Raw genomic sequence first — 16,655 nt, 5'->3', positions numbered from 1 at the left:
ACACCTCTTTCATTGACTATAATAGCATACTCAAATTCGTTTCGCAATCAAAAACGGTCAAAAACAGTCAAAAAGATTCTTGAATGTTCAAATGTTGCTAAGAGCAAATCTATTATTTGACAAGAGCACGCGTTCTTGGCTTAATGTAAATAACAAAATCGGAGGGATGAGTATGGGAAATCGTACGATATTACAAGGATTTGAATGGTATTTACCAGCAGATGGTCTTCATTGGCAGCGTGTGAAGGAGCTGGCAGAGAAACTACATAAATCGGGCTTTACTGGTATTTGGCTGCCGCCAGCTTATAAAGGAGCAAATGGGATTAATGATGTTGGTTATGCCCCTTATGATTTGTACGATTTAGGTGAATTTGACCAAAAAGGAACGATTGCAACAAAATATGGCACTAAGGATGATTATTTAGCGTGTATCAAATCACTAAAAGAAGCTGGGATCGAGGTATATGCTGATATTGTGTTTGATCATTTTATGGGAGCCGATGAGGAAGAAAACGTTTCTGCGGTCAAATACCGTCCAGAAAATCGTAATGAAAAAATCAGTGGAGAAGAAGAGATCACAGCGTGGACGAAATTTACTTTTCCAGGAAGAAAACAAATGTATGATGATTATATCTGGACATGGAGAAATTTTTCGGGTGTGGATTTTGATGATCGCCGTAAAGACCATGGAATTTTTAATTTTGATGGGAAGGGCTGGAAAGACGATGTTGATAAGGAAAATGGGAATTATGATTACTTGATGGGCTGTAATTTAGACCTATCTTATCCTGAAACTGTTCAGCAGCTTAATAAATGGGGACAATGGTATCAAAAATTAACAGATGTTGATGGGTACCGTTTAGACGCAGTAAAGCATATTCAGTTTGACTACTTTGTTGATTGGTTACTAAATAGAAGAAAAGAAAAAGGTAGAGAATTGTTCGTAGTTGGTGAATATTGGAATGGTGATATAGAAAAATTACTCAAGTATATCGATCAATCTGGCGCATTGATTTCCTTATTCGATGTTCCTTTACATTATCACTTATATGAAGCGGCCAATTCAAATGGTCAATACGATATGCGGAATATTTTTGAAGGAACGTTAGTAAAAGAACGACCAGAGTGGGCTGTGACATTTGTCGATAATCACGATACTCAAAAAGGTCAAAGTTTAGAGTCTTGGGTCGATGGATGGTTTAAAGTTCATGCCTATGCATTGATCCTCTTACGTAAGTCTGGAACACCTGTTGTCTTTTGGGGTGACCTTTTTGGTATTCCTAGTGAAAATGTAGAACCCGTTGGCACAAAACTGAACTTGCTGTTAAAAATCCGAGAATATTTAGCTTATGGAAATGAGCTGGACTATTTTGACGATCCAAATGTCGTTGGTTGGGTCAGAACCGGGGTTTTTGAGAATGAACGATCAGGATTTGCTGTGATTATGACCAATGCTCAGTCTGGGCAAAAGAATATGACGATCAGTGCGATTCACGCTGGAAAAACCTTCATCGATATTCTAGGAAATAATGCAGCAAAAATTATTTTAGATGAAAAAGGAGCTGGGGATTTTCCAGTCAATGGTGGAGAAGTCTCCGTCTATGTGAATGAAGAAATGGCTAAAAAAATAATGAATAATGCATGAGTAAATGTACCAACTATACATTCCCTTTTACTAGTGAAACAATTTTGGCAAAAGTATTGTAGAAAAGGAGAGATTCCTCATAATCAGATAGAATGTTTCCGTAGAATATGCTAAAGTTAATAAGTACTAAAAAAGTGTTTAAAAGGAGAATGGAAATGAAAAAAATGAAATTGTGGCTTGTTTTTGTTGTTATGGGAATGTTATTTATTAGTGGATGTGGCAACACAAGTAAAAAATCAGCGAGTAGCGATACTAACACTACCAGTAGCAGTCAAAAAGAAAGTTCAGAGTCTTCTACTAGTGAGAAGCTAGAATCTTCTTCAAGTGAGAGTCTTGAAAAAACAGATGAGTCAGGCAACTCTAAAACATTTAAATTGATGATCGAAGGTGCTCAGTCTCAGGTTCCTAATTTGAAAAAACAATATGAGGGAATGTACTCAGATATTTCAATCACTGAAGGAGAAGACAGTACGATCGTCTATACGTACACATTTGCAGAACAATCTGTTGCAGACGTTGATGCAGAAGCGTTGAAGCCAACTTTGGTCAAAGGCTTGAAACCAGTGATCGATGGAGCAAAAGCAATCATCCCGGATGTCAAGATCCGAGCTATTTTCTTAAATCCTGATGGTAGTGAGGTTCTAAATTTGTTGATCACTCAAGAAGATACAGATAGTGTTACTACGGAAGAGTAGCAAACATTATTACAACTTAATCCCTTTACATTTTGCTGAACTGATCAAAACCTATTGGTAATAATCAGTTCAGCTTTTGTTTTTTTTTTGGTATAATAGATAAGATTGAAAAAAGAGAGAGGACGTTGATGATGGCACAAGAAAACGCCTTGATCCAAGGTATGAATCCAAAGCAAAAAGAAGCTGTTTTGCATACAGAAGGCCCATTATTAGTTATGGCTGGAGCAGGAAGTGGAAAGACGAGAGTGTTGACCCATCGTATCGCTTACCTGATCGAAGAAAAAGATGTGAATCCCTGGAATATTTTAGCGATCACTTTTACCAATAAAGCCGCAAAAGAAATGCGTGAACGGGTAGGAAAACTACTTAAAACTGGCGGAGATGATGTATGGGTTTCAACATTTCACTCGATGTGTGTTCGGATTTTGCGCAGAGATGTAGATCATATCGGTTATAATCGTAATTTCACGATCATCGATACCTCTGAACAGCGAACTTTGATGAAGCGAATTTTAAATGAATTGAATATCGATGTGAAAAAATACGATCCACGTTCGATCCTAGGAACTATCAGTAATGCCAAAAATGAATTACAGACTCCTGAAAAAGTCGAAGAATTGCAAGGCACACCTTATGAAGAGATTGTGGCCAAATGTTATAAAATGTACCAAAAAGAACTTAGGAATAATCAATGCATGGATTTCGATGATTTGATCATGAATACGATTCGTCTTTTCAATGAACATCCAGATTCTCTCACATATTATCAAAATAAGTTCCATTATATCCATGTCGATGAGTATCAAGATACGAACCATGCACAGTATACCTTAGTTAATATGCTGGCTGCCCGTTTTAAAAATCTGTGTGTTGTTGGTGATGCAGACCAAAGTATTTATGGCTGGCGTGGCGCTGATATGCAAAATATCTTGGATTTTGAAAAAGATTACCCAGATGCTAGTGTGATTTTACTTGAACAAAACTATCGTTCAACAAAAAAAATCCTTGATGCTGCAAATAATGTCATTAAAAATAACCGTAATCGTCGGGATAAAAATTTGTGGACGGAAAATACGGATGGTGAAAAAATCGTTTATTACCGTGGGGACAATGAACGAGATGAAACGCAATTCATCGTTGGCCAGATCCAAAAAGAAATGCGTGAAAAAGATCGAATCTATGGTGATTTTGCTGTTTTATACCGTACGAATGCACAGTCGCGGGTCATGGAAGAAATGCTGTTGAAGTCGAATATTCCTTATACAATGGTTGGTGGACACAAGTTCTATGATCGTAAAGAAATCAAAGATATTCTAGGATATCTAAACATTATTTCTAATTCGATGGACTCACTTAGCTTTGAACGTGTGGTCAATGAACCAAAACGAGGCATTGGCAAAAGCTCAGTTGAAAAATTGAGAAGCTTTGCCCAAATGCATGGCTGGTCTTTACTAGAAGCTGCTCAAAATGTCGATTTAGCGAATATTACTGGTAAGGCTGGAAAAGAATTAGGTAATTTTGGCTTGATGATCCAGGATTTAACACAGATGATCCCTTACTTGACGATCACAGAATTAGTCAAAGAAGTCTTAGAACGCAGCGGCTATCGTGAAGAATTAGTGAGACAGAATAACTTAGAATCGCAAGCGCGTCTTGAAAACTTAGATGAATTTTTGACCGTAACACAGGAATTTGATAAACGCTATGAACGCCAAAGTGAAGAAGAAGCGGATGCACCAGAAGAAAAATTAGCTGTTTTCTTGAATGACTTAGCGTTAGTTTCTGATTTAGATAATCTTGAAGAAAGCACTTCTCAAGTAACGTTGATGACCTTGCACGCAGCGAAAGGCTTAGAATTTCCGGTCGTCTTTCTGATTGGCATGGAAGAAGGCGTCTTTCCACTTTCCAGAGCGATGCTGGAAGAAAGTGAGCTTGAAGAAGAACGCCGTCTTGCGTATGTAGGAATCACGCGAGCAGAAGAAATTTTATATATTTCGAATGCCTTTTCTCGGACTTTATATGGTAAAACGCAATATAATCGTCCTAGTCGTTTTTTAGATGAAATCGATGAAGAATTGATGGACCAGCAAGGTTCGATCGCAGCACCAAAAGCGCCAGCAAGAACCTTTGAACCAAAAGTCTTTAAACCTGCTTATACGCAGCCGACGAGACAGCCGGTGACGGACAAAGTGGCAAGCGGCGGTGAAGCAATGGCGTGGAAAGCCGGCGACAAAGTAAAACATAAAGCTTGGGGCACAGGAACTGTGGTTCGAGTGGGCGGTACAGCGAAAGACTTGGAATTGGATGTGGCATTTCCGGAAAAAGGAATCAAACGATTACTGGCGGCATTTGCTCCGATTGAAAAAATATCTTAGGTTATGCAAAATAGACATCAGGAAAAAGAGAGAGTCTTTGTGAAAAAACGAGTCACGAAGTCAATTTTCTATTTTTCTGTCAGAGCTGAACAAGCTTATTCCACATTTATCATTATCGAGCTGCACAAATCAATCCTTAGGAAAATAGACAAATTGCCAGTGTGACAAAGAACGTCACAAAGTCAATTTCCTAATTTTCTACAGGATTAACCGATTTGTTCCGCATCTATCGTTATCGAGCTGTACAAATCAATCCTTAGGAAAATAGACAAATTGCCAGTGAGGCAAAAAACGCCTCAAAGTCAATTTCCTAATTTTCTACAGGATTAACCGATTTGTTCCGCATCTATCGTTATCCAGCTGCACAAGCCAACCTCTCGGAAAAAAGACAAAAATAGAGTGAGACAAAAAGCGTCTCAATCCATTTTTCCTATTTTTCAGTCGAGGTTAAGCGACCTGTTCCGCTTTTGCTGAGAATCACAGCGAAAGAAATTGAGCTGATGATGAACAGTACAAGATTTTCGTAAGAAAGTGTTGAACATTTGTATTATCGAACTGCACAGGTCAGCCTTTCGGGAAAAAGATAAAAATGAATTGTGGCAAAAAGCGCCACATTTCATTTTTCCTATTTTCCGTTCAAGGTTAAGCGACCTGTTCCGCTTTTAAATTTAGGAGGGATCTACCATGGCAGAGGTGCCGTTGACATTAGCCGAAGCAACAGAGAGAGTAAAAGAATTGCGCAATCAGTTGAATCAGTATGCTCATGAATATTATGTGGCAGATAAGCCAACTGTAGAAGACTATGTGTACGATCGCTTATACAAAGAATTAGTAGATATAGAAACAGAATATCCAGACTTGATCACTGCTGATTCACCTTCGCAACGTGTGGGTGGTAAAATTTTATCTGGTTTTGAGAAGGTCACACATGAAGTTCAAATGTATAGCTTGAACGATGGGTTCAGCAAAGAGGATATTTATGATTTTGATGAACGTGTGCAAAAACTCGCTGGAAAACCGGTCAGTTATTGCTGCGAGTTAAAAATCGACGGGCTAGCGATTTCCTTGAAATATGAAAATGGAAGATTTGTTCAGGGGGCTACTCGTGGAGACGGGACAGTAGGGGAAAATATTACTGAAAACCTGAAAACAGTTAAATCGATTCCGTTAGAATTGAAGAAACCGATCTCTATCGAAGTGCGTGGCGAGTGTTACATGCCAAAGCAGTCTTTTGTTAATTTGAATAAAGAACGGGAAGAAGCAGGACAAGATGTCTTTGCGAATCCTAGAAATGCAGCTGCCGGAAGTTTACGTCAACTAGACACAAGTATGGTAGCAAAAAGAAATTTGAACACCTTTTTATATACGGTAGCAGACTTTGGACCAATGACGGCTCAGACACAGTTTGATGCACTTAATGAATTGTCTGAAATTGGTTTAAGAACAAATCCTGAGAAAAAGTTATGTAGGGATATTGATGAAGTTTGGGCTTATATTGAAGAGTATCATGAAAAACGAACAGAGCTTCCTTATGAAATCGATGGGATCGTGATCAAAACCAATGAGTTTACGATTCAGGATGAACTAGGTTTTACGGTCAAAGCTCCGCGTTGGGCGATCGCCTATAAATTCCCGCCGGAAGAAGCTCAAACGGTCGTGGAGGAAATCGAATGGACGATCGGACGAACGGGTGTTGTAACACCAACTGCTGTAATGCAGCCGGTACGAGTTGCTGGAACAACAGTCAGTCGTGCGAGTTTGCATAATGCAGACTTTATCGCGATGAAAGATATTCGTCTGAATGACACAGTGCTTATTTACAAAGCAGGAGATATCATTCCTGAGGTTGCTCAAGTCCTGACGGAAAATCGTGATGAAAATAGTCGACCTTACGAGATCCCAACACATTGTCCAGTTTGTGACAGCGAATTGGTCCATTTGGATGAAGAAGTTGCTTTACGTTGTATCAATCCAAAATGTCCTGCTCAAATCAAAGAAGGACTAAATCATTATGTTTCTAGAAATGCAATGAATATCGACGGTTTAGGGCCACGAGTATTGGAGCAGATGTACGATACTGGTCTGGTTGCTGATGTAGCTGATTTGTACTTTTTAACAGAAGAGCAATTAATGACTTTAGAAAAGATCAAAGAAAAGTCAGCAAATAATATTTTTCAGGCGATCGCAGCCAGTCGGGAAAATTCTGTTGAGCGTCTGATCTTTGGTTTAGGGATCCGTCATGTGGGAGCGAAAGCAGCAAAAGTTTTAGCGGAGCATTTTGGCGATCTATGGGCAATCAGTAAAGCAACGAAAGAAGATGTTGTGGCGCTAGATTCCATTGGTGAAACAATTGCCGATAGTTTAGTCACTTACTTTGATAATGAAGAAGTTCATGAATTGATGGATGAACTGACAAAAGCCGGTGTGAATTTTGAATACAAAGGGATCCGCACGGCTCAATTAGCTGCAGTAGAATCTCCATTCAAAGACAAGACAGTCGTTTTAACTGGGAAGCTGACGCATTATAATCGTGAAGAAGCAAAAGAAAAAATCGAAAGTCTTGGTGGTAAGGTTACAGGCAGTGTTTCCAAGAAGACGGATATTGTGGTTGCTGGAGAAGATGCTGGAAGTAAATTGACCAAAGCTCAGGATCTTGGGATCGAAGTTTGGGATGAACAGCAAATGGTCACAGCGATTGATAACAGTACAACGGCTGATTCATAAGAGGGGCTATATCGCTAAATCATCACAATTTTTTTCAATTATAAGTGATTTTTTTGGTCTCTAGCCAATTTTCTTAGAATTTTATGATAGAATAAGGAAAAAGCTGTTTTATTGAATAAAAATGCTTCATTTAACAGTATAAATTTGAACGAAAGAACTCTAACAAGTCGGTCTTCTATTTTTGAGCAAGTCTCTTTATAGAATCAACTTGTCGGAGTTCTTCTAAAGGAAAGAAGGGTATCCATGGCAATTAGTGAAGAACAAGCGAAACATGTAGCAAAATTATCAAAACTATCATTTTCCGATGGAGAATTAAAAGATTTTACTGATCAATTAGGCAAGATCATTGATATGGTGGAATTATTAGAAGAAGTAGACACAGAGGGTGTCCCTTTTACTTCTAATGTTGCGCATTCGATCAATGTGATGCGTGAAGATCATGCCGTACCTGGTATGGATCGTGATGAGCTAATGAGAAACGTGCCTGAATCAGAAAATGGCTACATTAAAGTGCCGGCAATTATCGATAACGGGGAGGCTGGTGCATAATGGAGAAATTATACGATAAATCACTTACAGAGCTGCACAATCTTTTAGTATCAAAAGAAATCACCGCAACTGACTTAACACATGCAACCTTGGATCGCATCAAAGAAACAGAAAAAGATGTCGATTCATTCATTACAGTTAGTGAAGAAAAAGCATTGGAGTTAGCGAAAGCGATCGACCTAAAAGGGATCACTGAATCTAATCCTTTAGCTGGAATTCCGATCGGTGTCAAAGACAATATTGTAACCAAAGATATTTTAACAACAGCAGCGTCAAAAATGCTGCATAATTTCAATCCGATTTATGATGCAACGGTAATGGATAAATTGTATCAAGCAGATATGATCCCAGTTGGAAAATTGAACATGGACGAATTTGCGATGGGTGCAAGTACAGAAACATCATATTTCAAACAAACAAAAAATGCTTGGGATCATTCAAAAGTTCCAGGAGGTTCTTCAGGTGGTTCGGCAGCAGCAGTTGCTGCTGGTCAAATTCCTGTTTCATTGGGAAGCGATACGGGTGGAAGTATTCGCCAACCAGCTTCATTCAACGGAATCGTCGGCATGAAGCCAACATATGGACGTGTATCTCGTTTTGGTTTGATCGCCTTTTCTTCAAGCTTAGATCAAATCGGTCCAATGACTAGAAACGTTCAAGACAATGCTTTAGCATTGAATGCCATCAGTGGCTTTGATGAAAAAGACGGCACTTCTGCCGGCGTATCTGTTCCTGATTTTACAGCGGGCTTAACAGGCGACATCAAAGGCATGAAAGTAGCTTTGCCAAAAGAATATCTTGGTGAAGGTGTGGATGCTGGAGTTCGTGACGCTGTCCTTAAAGCGGCAGAAACATTTAAAGCATTAGGCGCAACGGTTGAAGAAGTCAGCTTACCACATTCAAAATACGGTGTAGCTGTTTACTATATCATCGCTTCATCAGAAGCAAGCTCAAACTTACAACGCTTTGACGGTATTCGCTATGGCTATCGTTCTGAAAATGTGAAGAATCTTGAAGACGTGTATGTAAATTCACGTTCAGAAGGTTTTGGTATTGAAGTAAAACGTCGTATTATGCTAGGGACATTTTCATTAAGTGCTGGCTATTATGATGCTTATTTCAAAAAAGCAGGACAAGTTAGAACTTTGATCAAACAAGATTTTGATAAAGTATTTGAATCGTATGATATTATTATCGGTCCAGCATCTCCAACTGTCGCTTTTGGGTTAGGTGAAAATATCAATGATCCGATCACGATGTATATGAATGACCTATTGACGATTCCAGTGAACTTAGCTGGATTACCAGGTATGTCCGTACCGGCTGGATTCTCAGAAGGCTTACCAGTAGGCTTACAAATCATTGGGAAAGCTTTCGATGAAAGTACGATGTATAAAGCAGCCTATGCATTTGAGCAAGCAACAGATTTCCACACGAAAAAACCTGTGATCTTAGGGGGGAATGACTAATGAACTTTGAAACTGTCATCGGACTTGAGGTCCATGTAGAATTAAAAACAAACTCTAAAATCTTTTCACCGGCGCCAGCTCATTTTGGTGCTGAGCCAAACAGCAACACAAATGTGATCGACTGGGGTTACCCAGGCGTCTTGCCAGTCATGAATAAAGAAGCGATTGCTTTTGGAATGAAAGCAGCACTTGCTTTAAATTGTGAAATTTCAAAAGACACACATTTTGACCGTAAAAACTATTTTTATCCAGATAATCCCAAAGCCTACCAAATTTCTCAATTCGACCAACCTATCGGTCATGATGGCTGGATCGATATTGAAGTAGAAGGCGAAACAAAACGTATTCGAATCGAACGTGTTCACTTAGAAGAAGATGCTGGTAAAAATATTCATGGAGAAGGCGGTTATTCTTACGTCGACTTAAACCGTCAAGGAACACCGCTGATCGAAATCGTATCAGAAGCGGATATGCGTTCACCAGAAGAAGCTTATGCTTATTTAGAAGCATTACGTTCGATCATTCTTTTTACAGATGTTTCTGATGTGAAGATGGAAGAAGGCTCAATGCGTTGTGACGCCAACATTTCATTACGTCCATACGGGCAAGAAGAATTCGGAACAAAAGCTGAGATTAAAAACTTGAACTCTATGAGCTTCGTTAAAAAAGGATTGGCCTTTGAAGAAAAACGCCAAGCGAAAGTATTACTATCAGGCGGCGAAATCCAACAAGAAACGCGTCGTTTTGATGAAACGACGAATAAAACATTATTGATGCGTGTCAAAGAAGGGTCAAGTGATTACCGTTACTTCCCAGAACCTGATGTACCGCGTTTTGTAATCGATGATGAATGGATCGAACAAGTACGCCAAAGCCTGCCTGAAATGCCTGCTTCTCGCCGTGCACGATATACGAAAGAATTAGGATTACCAGAATACGATGCAATGGTCTTGACATTGACGAAAGAAATGTCTGATTTCTTCGAAGCTGCCTTAGCAGAGGGAGCAGATGCCAAACAAGTATCAAACTGGTTGATGGGTGAAGTTTCTGCTTACTTGAATAGCGAAAAAGTCGAGTTGGCTGATACAAAACTAACGCCTAAAAATCTAGCTGGAATGATCACGTTGATCGCAGATGGCACGATCAGTTCGAAAATCGCGAAAAAAGTCTTTAAAGAATTGATCGAAAATGGCGGAGATGCTAAAGAAGTTGTTGAAGCGAAAGGTCTAGTTCAACTTTCTGATCCTTCTCAATTGTTGCCGATCATCAATGATGTGTTGGATAACAATCAACAATCTGTCGATGATTTCAAAAATGGGAAAGACCGTGCAGTCGGCTTTTTAGTAGGTCAAATCATGAAAGCAACGAAAGGTCAAGCCAACCCAGGTGTTGTAAACAAACTGCTCCAAGAAGAATTGACAAAACGATAGAAAGCAGCAGATGCAGATGAAAAAAGCAAGAGTAATTTATAATCCAACTTCCGGTAAAGAACTAGTCAAGAAAAACCTAGCAGACATTCTTTCGATCTTGGAAGAATGTGGATATGAAGCTAGTGCTTTTGCCACAACTCCAGAAGAAAATTCCGCTAAAAATGAAGCCCGCCGTGTAGCCGAATCAGGATTTGACCTGATTGTTGCAGCGGGGGGAGATGGAACGATCAATGAAGTGGTGAACGGAATCGCTCCTTTAGAAAATCGTCCCAAGATGGCGATTATACCTGCTGGAACAACGAATGATTATGCAAGAGCATTGAAAATCCCTCGAGATAATATTGTTAAGGCAGCGGAAGTGATTCGTAAAAACCAAACTGTCAAAATGGACATTGGCCGTGCGCGCGAGAATTATTTTATCAATATCGCAGCAGGTGGTCATTTAACTGAGTTGACGTATGAAGTTCCTTCAGAGTTGAAAAGTATTTTTGGCTACCTTGCTTATTTAGCTAAGGGTGCTGAAATGCTGCCGCGGGTCAAACCAATCAAGATGCGGATGGAATACGACGAGGGTGTATATGAAGGAAATGCATCCATGTTTTTCCTTGGGCTGACAAACTCAGTTGGAGGATTTGAAACGATCGTACCCGATGCCAAACTGGATGATGGCAAATTTTCTTTGATCATCGTTAAAACAGCAAATGTTTTTGAGATCCTTCATTTAGTTGCTTTGATGTTAAATGGTGGCAAGCATGTGGAAGATCCACGGTTGATTTATACGAAAACAAGCTATTTACATGCCGAAACTCTAGACCCCAAAGCGAAGATGATGATCAATTTAGACGGAGAATATGGCGGCGATGCACCAATGGAATTTACGAATTTGCATCAGCATATTGAAATGTTTGCCAATGCCGATGCGATTCCTTCAAATGCGATCATGGGATCAGTCCTAAGTGAATATAAGGATGAAGATGGTCAGGAAGAAGAAGATCAGTATCATGCAGCAAGCAAAGAGTTTGTAAAAGAAGTTGAGCGTTTGACCGAAGAAGATATTGATAACAATGGACAAATCGGTTGATTCTTTCATAAAAAAGAGGTTTCAGTCAAAACATCTTAGTTTTGACTGCGACCTCTTTTTAATTAGGAGGCTTGATTCAAAAATGAGAGACTTTATCGGAAAAACACAATATATGGTTTCTGTATAATTAACAAACACAATATATAGCATAAAAAAGCTCTCATAATTCATTATTGAGAAGGATTCTCATTGACTTCTGATGCAAACAAGAGTAAATTAATGAAGTCGTCAATTCTGCAGAAGGTGATAATAACAGTCGCGAGAGGTTTGTTTGAGATGAGTGCAAATTTTATTATAAATGATTTTAAAGGCTGGCAAAGAAAAAGCTATTTATTTTTGATAATAATGATTTTAGTCCAATTGATCGCGTTTCTTTTTAATCCATCCAGTTGGATCACATTAGTTGGAGGCTTATCCGGAATTATTTGTGTCAATCTGATTGCTCAAGGAAAAGTAAGTAACTATATATTCGGTTTTATCAGTGCGTTGATCATTGGTTATTTTGGTCTAAAAACAAGAGTCTATGCAGAGGTACTGCTTCAAACGTTTTATATCATCATGGATATTACAGGACTATTTGCTTGGCTGAAAGCAAGTGAAGATGGAACTGGAAGTGTGACAGAGGTCAAAGTCTTAAGAGGAGTTCAATGGTTATATGCGGGGTTGATTTGGCTAGTGATCGGTCTGGCTGCTTATTATCTTCTAGGATTTGTCAATGATGCACAGCAAACACTTGATGCAGTAACTTTTAGTGTCTCAGCAACGGGAATGCTATTGATGATCAATCGGTATCAGTCACAATTTGTTTTTTGGTTATTAGGAAACTTATTTTCTATCATTTTGTGGTTTAAAGCTGGGACACATGCTGGCGGGGACTATGCATTGTTTGTTATGTATTGTATGTACACCTTTAACTCGATATATGGTATGATACATTGGTTGAAAATTAAAAAAAATAATTAATATAGGTAGGGAGTTCGATGGCAGTGATCGTTTTAGCAGGTACAATTGGTGCAGGAAAGTCCAGTTTGACAGAAATTATTTCAGAACATTTAGGTTCAGAGGCATTTTATGAATCTGTTGATGATAATGAAGTATTACCTTTGTTTTATGCAGATCCTCAAAAATATGCATTTCTATTACAAATTTATTTTTTAAACAAACGTTTTGATAGCATTAAACAAGCGTTATCTCATGAAAATAATGTATTAGATCGTTCGATCTACGAAGATTCGTTGCTTTTCCATTTGAATGCTGACTTGGGCAGAGCAAATGAAACTGAGGTGAAGGTCTACGATTCGTTGTTAGAAAACATGCTGCAGGAACTACCGTACGCTGCACATAAAAAGCGTCCAGATCTATTAGTTCATATCAAGGTATCTTTTCCCAAAATGCTAGAACGAATCAAACGTCGTGGACGTTCATACGAGCAGGTCGACGATGATCCAGAACTCTATGAATACTACAAAGAGCTAAATAGCCGCTATGAAAAATGGTTTGAAGACTATGATGAAAGTCCAAAAATTCAAATCGATGGAGATAAATATGATTTTATCGAAAATGATGAAGCAAAAAAAGAAGTGATTCAATTGATTGAAAATAAACTGGCTGAAATCAACTAGTTTAAATGAAATAATGAAAGATGAGGTAAAGAAGACCGTTTTTATCTCATCTTTTTACGTTCTGCATTAAAAATATAATTCTTTCACTGTAAATCCGAACTCTCTATTGCTTTTCCTGTACTTTTTCATTAGAATGAGTGAAGCGCATAAAAGAAGGAGCGACCTATGAATAATTTTCCAATAAAAAAAAATGAAACAATCGAAGTAGAGATCATTGATTTGACTCATGAAGGAATGGGTGTAGCTAAAATCGATGGTTATCCGCTATTTATAGAAGATGCTTTACCAGGTGAGAAAATCGAAATCAAAGTCCTGAAAGTCGGTAAAAGCTTTGGCTATGGAAAAGTAGTGACTATTTTAAAATCGAGTGAAGACCGTGTACCAGTCAAAGATCGAAATTTTACCAAAGTCGGCATCAGCCCACTGCAGCATTTAGCTTATGGAGCCCAATTAAATTTCAAGACCAACCAAGTAAAAAACGTGATGCAGCGTGTAGCCAAATTGCCGGATGTGCCAGTTTTAGATACTTTAGGAATGAAGAACCCATGGGGCTATCGTAATAAAGCACAAATTCCAGTAAGAAAAATCGATAATCAATTACAAACAGGTTTCTTTAGAAAAAATAGCCATGATTTGATTCCATTGGAACATTTCTATATCCAAGATCCTAAGATCGATGAAGCAGTGATCAAGATTCGTGATATCATGAGACGTTACAGTGTGAAACCATATAATGAGTCTGATAACACTGGAAACTTACGACATATCGTTGTTCGTAGAGGCTATCATACTGGAGAAATGATGGTAGTTCTGATTACAAGAACACCAAAGCTATTCCCGACAAGTAAAATCGTCCCGGATATTTTAGAGGCGCTTCCTGAAGTGGTTAGCATCGTACAGAATGTCAATCCGAAAAAAACAAATGTCATTTTTGGTGATGAAACAATTTTACTTCATGGTGAAGATCAGATCATTGATACGATTTTTGATTTGAAATTTGAAATATCTTCTCGTTCATTCTATCAAGTCAACCCACAGCAAACAGAAGTAATGTATAATAAAGTAAAAGAGTACGCAGCTTTAACAGGTAATGAAGTAGTCGTTGATGCCTATTGTGGTATCGGTACGATCGGTCTGACTTTAGCAAAAGATGCGAAACAGGTTTATGGTGTGGAAGTTATTGAAGAAGCCGTGAAAAATGCGGAAAGTAATGCTCAACTAAACGGTATTACAAATGCGACCTTTACTGCGGGACTTGTGGAAGAAGCGTTACCAAGATTATTGGAACAAGAGATCAAACCAGATGTTGTGATCGTTGATCCTCCACGTAAAGGCTTGGAAGCAAGCTTAGTCGATACCTTGATCGAAACAAAACCAGAGCGCATTGTTTACGTTAGCTGTAATCCTGCAACACTAGCAAGAGATCTTGCTTGGTTGGTAGAGGGTGGTTATGAAGTAAAAGAAGTTCAACCAGTAGATAATTTCCCTCAAACGACCCATATCGAGTCAGTGACGTTACTGACAAAGGTGGTGTAAAGATGGATACAAAAAAGAAAATGCTTGAGCTGATCAAAAAGAAACAAAGCGGTGGTAGATCTAAGCAGATGGAAGCACCGAAGAATGATCGTAGAAATATGCGAAAAGGACCAAAAATATACAATAAATAATAAAAAACCAATGCCGTTCCACATTTCTGTGAAGAATGGCATTGGTTTTTTTACTATGATCGTGAATATGTCTCTTGATAATGAAGTGCTGCGCCAATCAAGTTGGCATCCTTTTTAAAGTGGCAAATTTTTATATTGGGTACCAATAATTCATGTTCTTTTTTTAATAAGCTTCGATAAATATCGATTTTAGGTTTTTGGCTCACTAATAATTCAGTGATCGTTTTATTTAGATTAGGTAATAACTCAGGATTATTACTGATTCCTCCGCCTAAACCAATGAATTCTGGAGCAAAGGCGTCATTTAGAAAAATCATGATCTCTGCAAGTGCTGAATACATGCGCTCGATTTCTTGACGTGCAACATCATTTCCTTGTTTTGCAAGCTCGAATACATCTTTTCCTTCGATCGTACTTGGCCATTTAAAATTTTTTAAAGAGACTGTTCTTCCTAGCTGAACAGGAGAAACGTGTGAGTTATTCATCATTTTTATTGCATCGGCGATCAATTTCTCGACTGTATCGATTTTTTCAGCAGCGTTTTTAAGAATGCGTCCCTCTTTTACGATGGATAAACCAACACCTGATCCAATAATCGTAAATAATGCATTTTGATGATTTTTACCGATCCCTAAAGTCATCTCAGCTAATGCCGCACTATCTGCATCATTTTGTAATGAGACAGGTAAGCCCACGAAGTCAGAAAACTCTTTTTGAAATTCAGCTATGTGCAAAAAAGGAACATAGCTCAGTCCCCGAATCATTCCAGTCGATTCATCAGGTTCTCCAGGACAGCTGACAGCTACTCCGATGATCGAAAATTCATCTGAAAATCGTTCATATAATTGCTGTACAGATGCATAAAACTGTTTTCTAGTTCGCGGCGTAGGAAAAATACTTTGGTGATACAATGTTTCATGACACCAAATGCCATATTTAACAGCCGAGCCTCCTATGTCAAGAACTAATAATGCTTGTTTACGAGTAATCATAACGTGAGATCCTTTCGATGGAATAGGTTTCTTACAATCTTTTTAGATAACTTGGAATTAAAAAAAACAAATCACATCGTTCATTATCTTGGAACAGTGTGACATAACTATATTTTTATGCTATGATGAATATGAAAAGAGGTAGAAATTCCTACCTCTCTTGTAGACCCGTTCAAAAGACGGTGAATACAATTAAATTTGTGAAGCCATCTAATTACTGTCCAAGTGGAATTAGATGGTTATTTTTTTGGTTTATCTTGGTCTATGATCAGCACAACTAAAGTTGCAAATGCAACCATCAGCGTAAGTGCTTCAAAAACAGACATGTCTATTCCTTTCCAGGGATAAAGCAGAGAACCATAAGCATCACCCCTTTTTCTAGGAGTTAGCCACCATCTTTTTCACT

General features: G+C 38.4%; 14 protein-coding genes. 12 read left to right on the top strand and 2 right to left on the bottom strand.

Features of this window, described 5'->3' with window-relative positions; translation table 11 throughout:
- Positions 1–172 precede the first annotated feature (172 nt).
- The 12 genes from H3T55_RS01780 (at position 173) to H3T55_RS16595 (ending at position 15,257) form a co-directional block, all read left to right on the top strand.
- On the top strand, positions 173–1,645 hold the full coding sequence (locus H3T55_RS01780; RefSeq protein ID WP_225532957.1) for an alpha-amylase: 1,473 nt from the start codon (positions 173–175) through the stop codon (positions 1,643–1,645).
- 155 nt (positions 1,646–1,800) lie between these two features.
- Positions 1,801–2,340 (top strand): DUF4854 domain-containing protein, encoded by a 540-nt coding sequence (locus tag H3T55_RS01775; RefSeq protein ID WP_225532958.1) that lies wholly within the window; start codon positions 1,801–1,803, stop codon positions 2,338–2,340.
- A gap of 131 nt (positions 2,341–2,471) precedes the next feature.
- Positions 2,472–4,715, top strand: a complete 2,244-nt coding sequence (gene pcrA / locus H3T55_RS01770) for a DNA helicase PcrA (RefSeq protein WP_225533223.1) — start codon at positions 2,472–2,474, stop codon at positions 4,713–4,715.
- A gap of 684 nt (positions 4,716–5,399) precedes the next feature.
- Entirely contained in the window at positions 5,400–7,439 is a 2,040-nt protein-coding gene (ligA, locus tag H3T55_RS01765; RefSeq protein WP_225532959.1) for an NAD-dependent DNA ligase LigA, read from the top strand.
- A 243-nt stretch (positions 7,440–7,682) separates the two neighbouring features.
- Positions 7,683–7,988: an Asp-tRNA(Asn)/Glu-tRNA(Gln) amidotransferase subunit GatC gene (gene gatC, locus H3T55_RS01760; protein WP_087639509.1), complete on the top strand. Its 306-nt coding sequence runs from the start codon at positions 7,683–7,685 to the stop codon at positions 7,986–7,988.
- Positions 7,988–9,457, top strand: a complete 1,470-nt coding sequence (gene gatA / locus H3T55_RS01755; RefSeq protein ID WP_225532960.1) for an Asp-tRNA(Asn)/Glu-tRNA(Gln) amidotransferase subunit GatA — start codon at positions 7,988–7,990, stop codon at positions 9,455–9,457. The genes gatC and gatA overlap by 1 nt, the downstream gene beginning before the upstream one ends.
- Positions 9,457–10,887, top strand: a complete 1,431-nt coding sequence (gatB, locus tag H3T55_RS01750; protein WP_087639511.1) for an Asp-tRNA(Asn)/Glu-tRNA(Gln) amidotransferase subunit GatB — start codon at positions 9,457–9,459, stop codon at positions 10,885–10,887. Before gatA ends, gatB begins: the two co-directional genes overlap by 1 nt.
- A 16-nt stretch (positions 10,888–10,903) precedes the next feature.
- The gene (locus tag H3T55_RS01745) at positions 10,904–11,968 is read left to right on the top strand and encodes a diacylglycerol kinase (RefSeq protein WP_225532961.1); all 1,065 of its coding nucleotides are present in this window, start codon (positions 10,904–10,906) and stop codon (positions 11,966–11,968) included.
- 276 nt (positions 11,969–12,244) lie between these two features.
- Complete coding sequence (pnuC, locus tag H3T55_RS01740) at positions 12,245–12,931, top strand: nicotinamide riboside transporter PnuC (protein WP_225532962.1); 687 nt, start codon at positions 12,245–12,247, stop codon at positions 12,929–12,931.
- A 17-nt stretch (positions 12,932–12,948) separates the two neighbouring features.
- Positions 12,949–13,590, top strand: coding sequence for a deoxynucleoside kinase (locus H3T55_RS01735; RefSeq protein WP_087639512.1), 642 nt, complete (start codon positions 12,949–12,951; stop codon positions 13,588–13,590).
- A gap of 165 nt (positions 13,591–13,755) precedes the next feature.
- Positions 13,756–15,126, top strand: coding sequence for a 23S rRNA (uracil(1939)-C(5))-methyltransferase RlmD (gene rlmD / locus H3T55_RS01730; RefSeq protein WP_225532963.1), 1,371 nt, complete (start codon positions 13,756–13,758; stop codon positions 15,124–15,126).
- Positions 15,127–15,128: 2 nt separating this feature from the next.
- The gene (locus H3T55_RS16595) at positions 15,129–15,257 is read left to right on the top strand and encodes a hypothetical protein (RefSeq protein ID WP_254909537.1); all 129 of its coding nucleotides are present in this window, start codon (positions 15,129–15,131) and stop codon (positions 15,255–15,257) included.
- A gap of 53 nt (positions 15,258–15,310) precedes the next feature.
- On the opposite strand, the gene H3T55_RS01725 is transcribed toward H3T55_RS16595, so the two are convergent.
- Together H3T55_RS01725 and H3T55_RS01720 are read right to left on the bottom strand one after the other, a co-directional pair.
- The gene (locus H3T55_RS01725; RefSeq protein ID WP_225532964.1) at positions 15,311–16,249 is read right to left on the bottom strand and encodes an ROK family protein; all 939 of its coding nucleotides are present in this window, start codon (positions 16,247–16,249) and stop codon (positions 15,311–15,313) included.
- A gap of 239 nt (positions 16,250–16,488) precedes the next feature.
- Positions 16,489–16,575, bottom strand: coding sequence for a putative holin-like toxin (locus H3T55_RS01720; RefSeq protein ID WP_225533224.1), 87 nt, complete (start codon positions 16,573–16,575; stop codon positions 16,489–16,491).
- Positions 16,576–16,655: the final 80 nt, after the last annotated feature.

This window comes from Enterococcus sp. S22(2020) (genome assembly GCF_020295385.1).
In the GTDB taxonomy this organism is placed as follows: Bacteria; Bacillota; Bacilli; order Lactobacillales; family Enterococcaceae; genus Enterococcus_L; species Enterococcus_L dunnyi.
The sequence above is the reverse complement of the archived record's forward strand: the minus strand, read 5'-3'. Positions and strand labels throughout refer to the sequence as shown.

What these genes read in the sequence shown, in the direction of transcription:
- H3T55_RS16595 (WP_254909537.1), top strand. Translation starts at nt 15,129, where the DNA reads ATGGATACAAAAAAGAAAATGCTTGAGCTGATCAAAAAGAAACAAAGC.
- gatB (WP_087639511.1), top strand. Translation starts at nt 9,457, where the DNA reads ATGAACTTTGAAACTGTCATCGGACTTGAGGTCCATGTAGAATTAAAA.
- H3T55_RS01780 (WP_225532957.1), top strand. Translation starts at nt 173, where the DNA reads ATGGGAAATCGTACGATATTACAAGGATTTGAATGGTATTTACCAGCA.
- ligA (WP_225532959.1), top strand. Translation starts at nt 5,400, where the DNA reads ATGGCAGAGGTGCCGTTGACATTAGCCGAAGCAACAGAGAGAGTAAAA.
- H3T55_RS01725 (WP_225532964.1), bottom strand. Translation starts at nt 16,249, where the DNA reads ATGATTACTCGTAAACAAGCATTATTAGTTCTTGACATAGGAGGCTCG.
- pnuC (WP_225532962.1), top strand. Translation starts at nt 12,245, where the DNA reads ATGAGTGCAAATTTTATTATAAATGATTTTAAAGGCTGGCAAAGAAAA.
- pcrA (WP_225533223.1), top strand. Translation starts at nt 2,472, where the DNA reads ATGGCACAAGAAAACGCCTTGATCCAAGGTATGAATCCAAAGCAAAAA.
- H3T55_RS01735 (WP_087639512.1), top strand. Translation starts at nt 12,949, where the DNA reads ATGGCAGTGATCGTTTTAGCAGGTACAATTGGTGCAGGAAAGTCCAGT.
- H3T55_RS01720 (WP_225533224.1), bottom strand. Translation starts at nt 16,575, where the DNA reads ATGTCTGTTTTTGAAGCACTTACGCTGATGGTTGCATTTGCAACTTTA.
- rlmD (WP_225532963.1), top strand. Translation starts at nt 13,756, where the DNA reads ATGAATAATTTTCCAATAAAAAAAAATGAAACAATCGAAGTAGAGATC.
- gatA (WP_225532960.1), top strand. Translation starts at nt 7,988, where the DNA reads ATGGAGAAATTATACGATAAATCACTTACAGAGCTGCACAATCTTTTA.
- gatC (WP_087639509.1), top strand. Translation starts at nt 7,683, where the DNA reads ATGGCAATTAGTGAAGAACAAGCGAAACATGTAGCAAAATTATCAAAA.
- H3T55_RS01775 (WP_225532958.1), top strand. Translation starts at nt 1,801, where the DNA reads ATGAAAAAAATGAAATTGTGGCTTGTTTTTGTTGTTATGGGAATGTTA.
- H3T55_RS01745 (WP_225532961.1), top strand. Translation starts at nt 10,904, where the DNA reads ATGAAAAAAGCAAGAGTAATTTATAATCCAACTTCCGGTAAAGAACTA.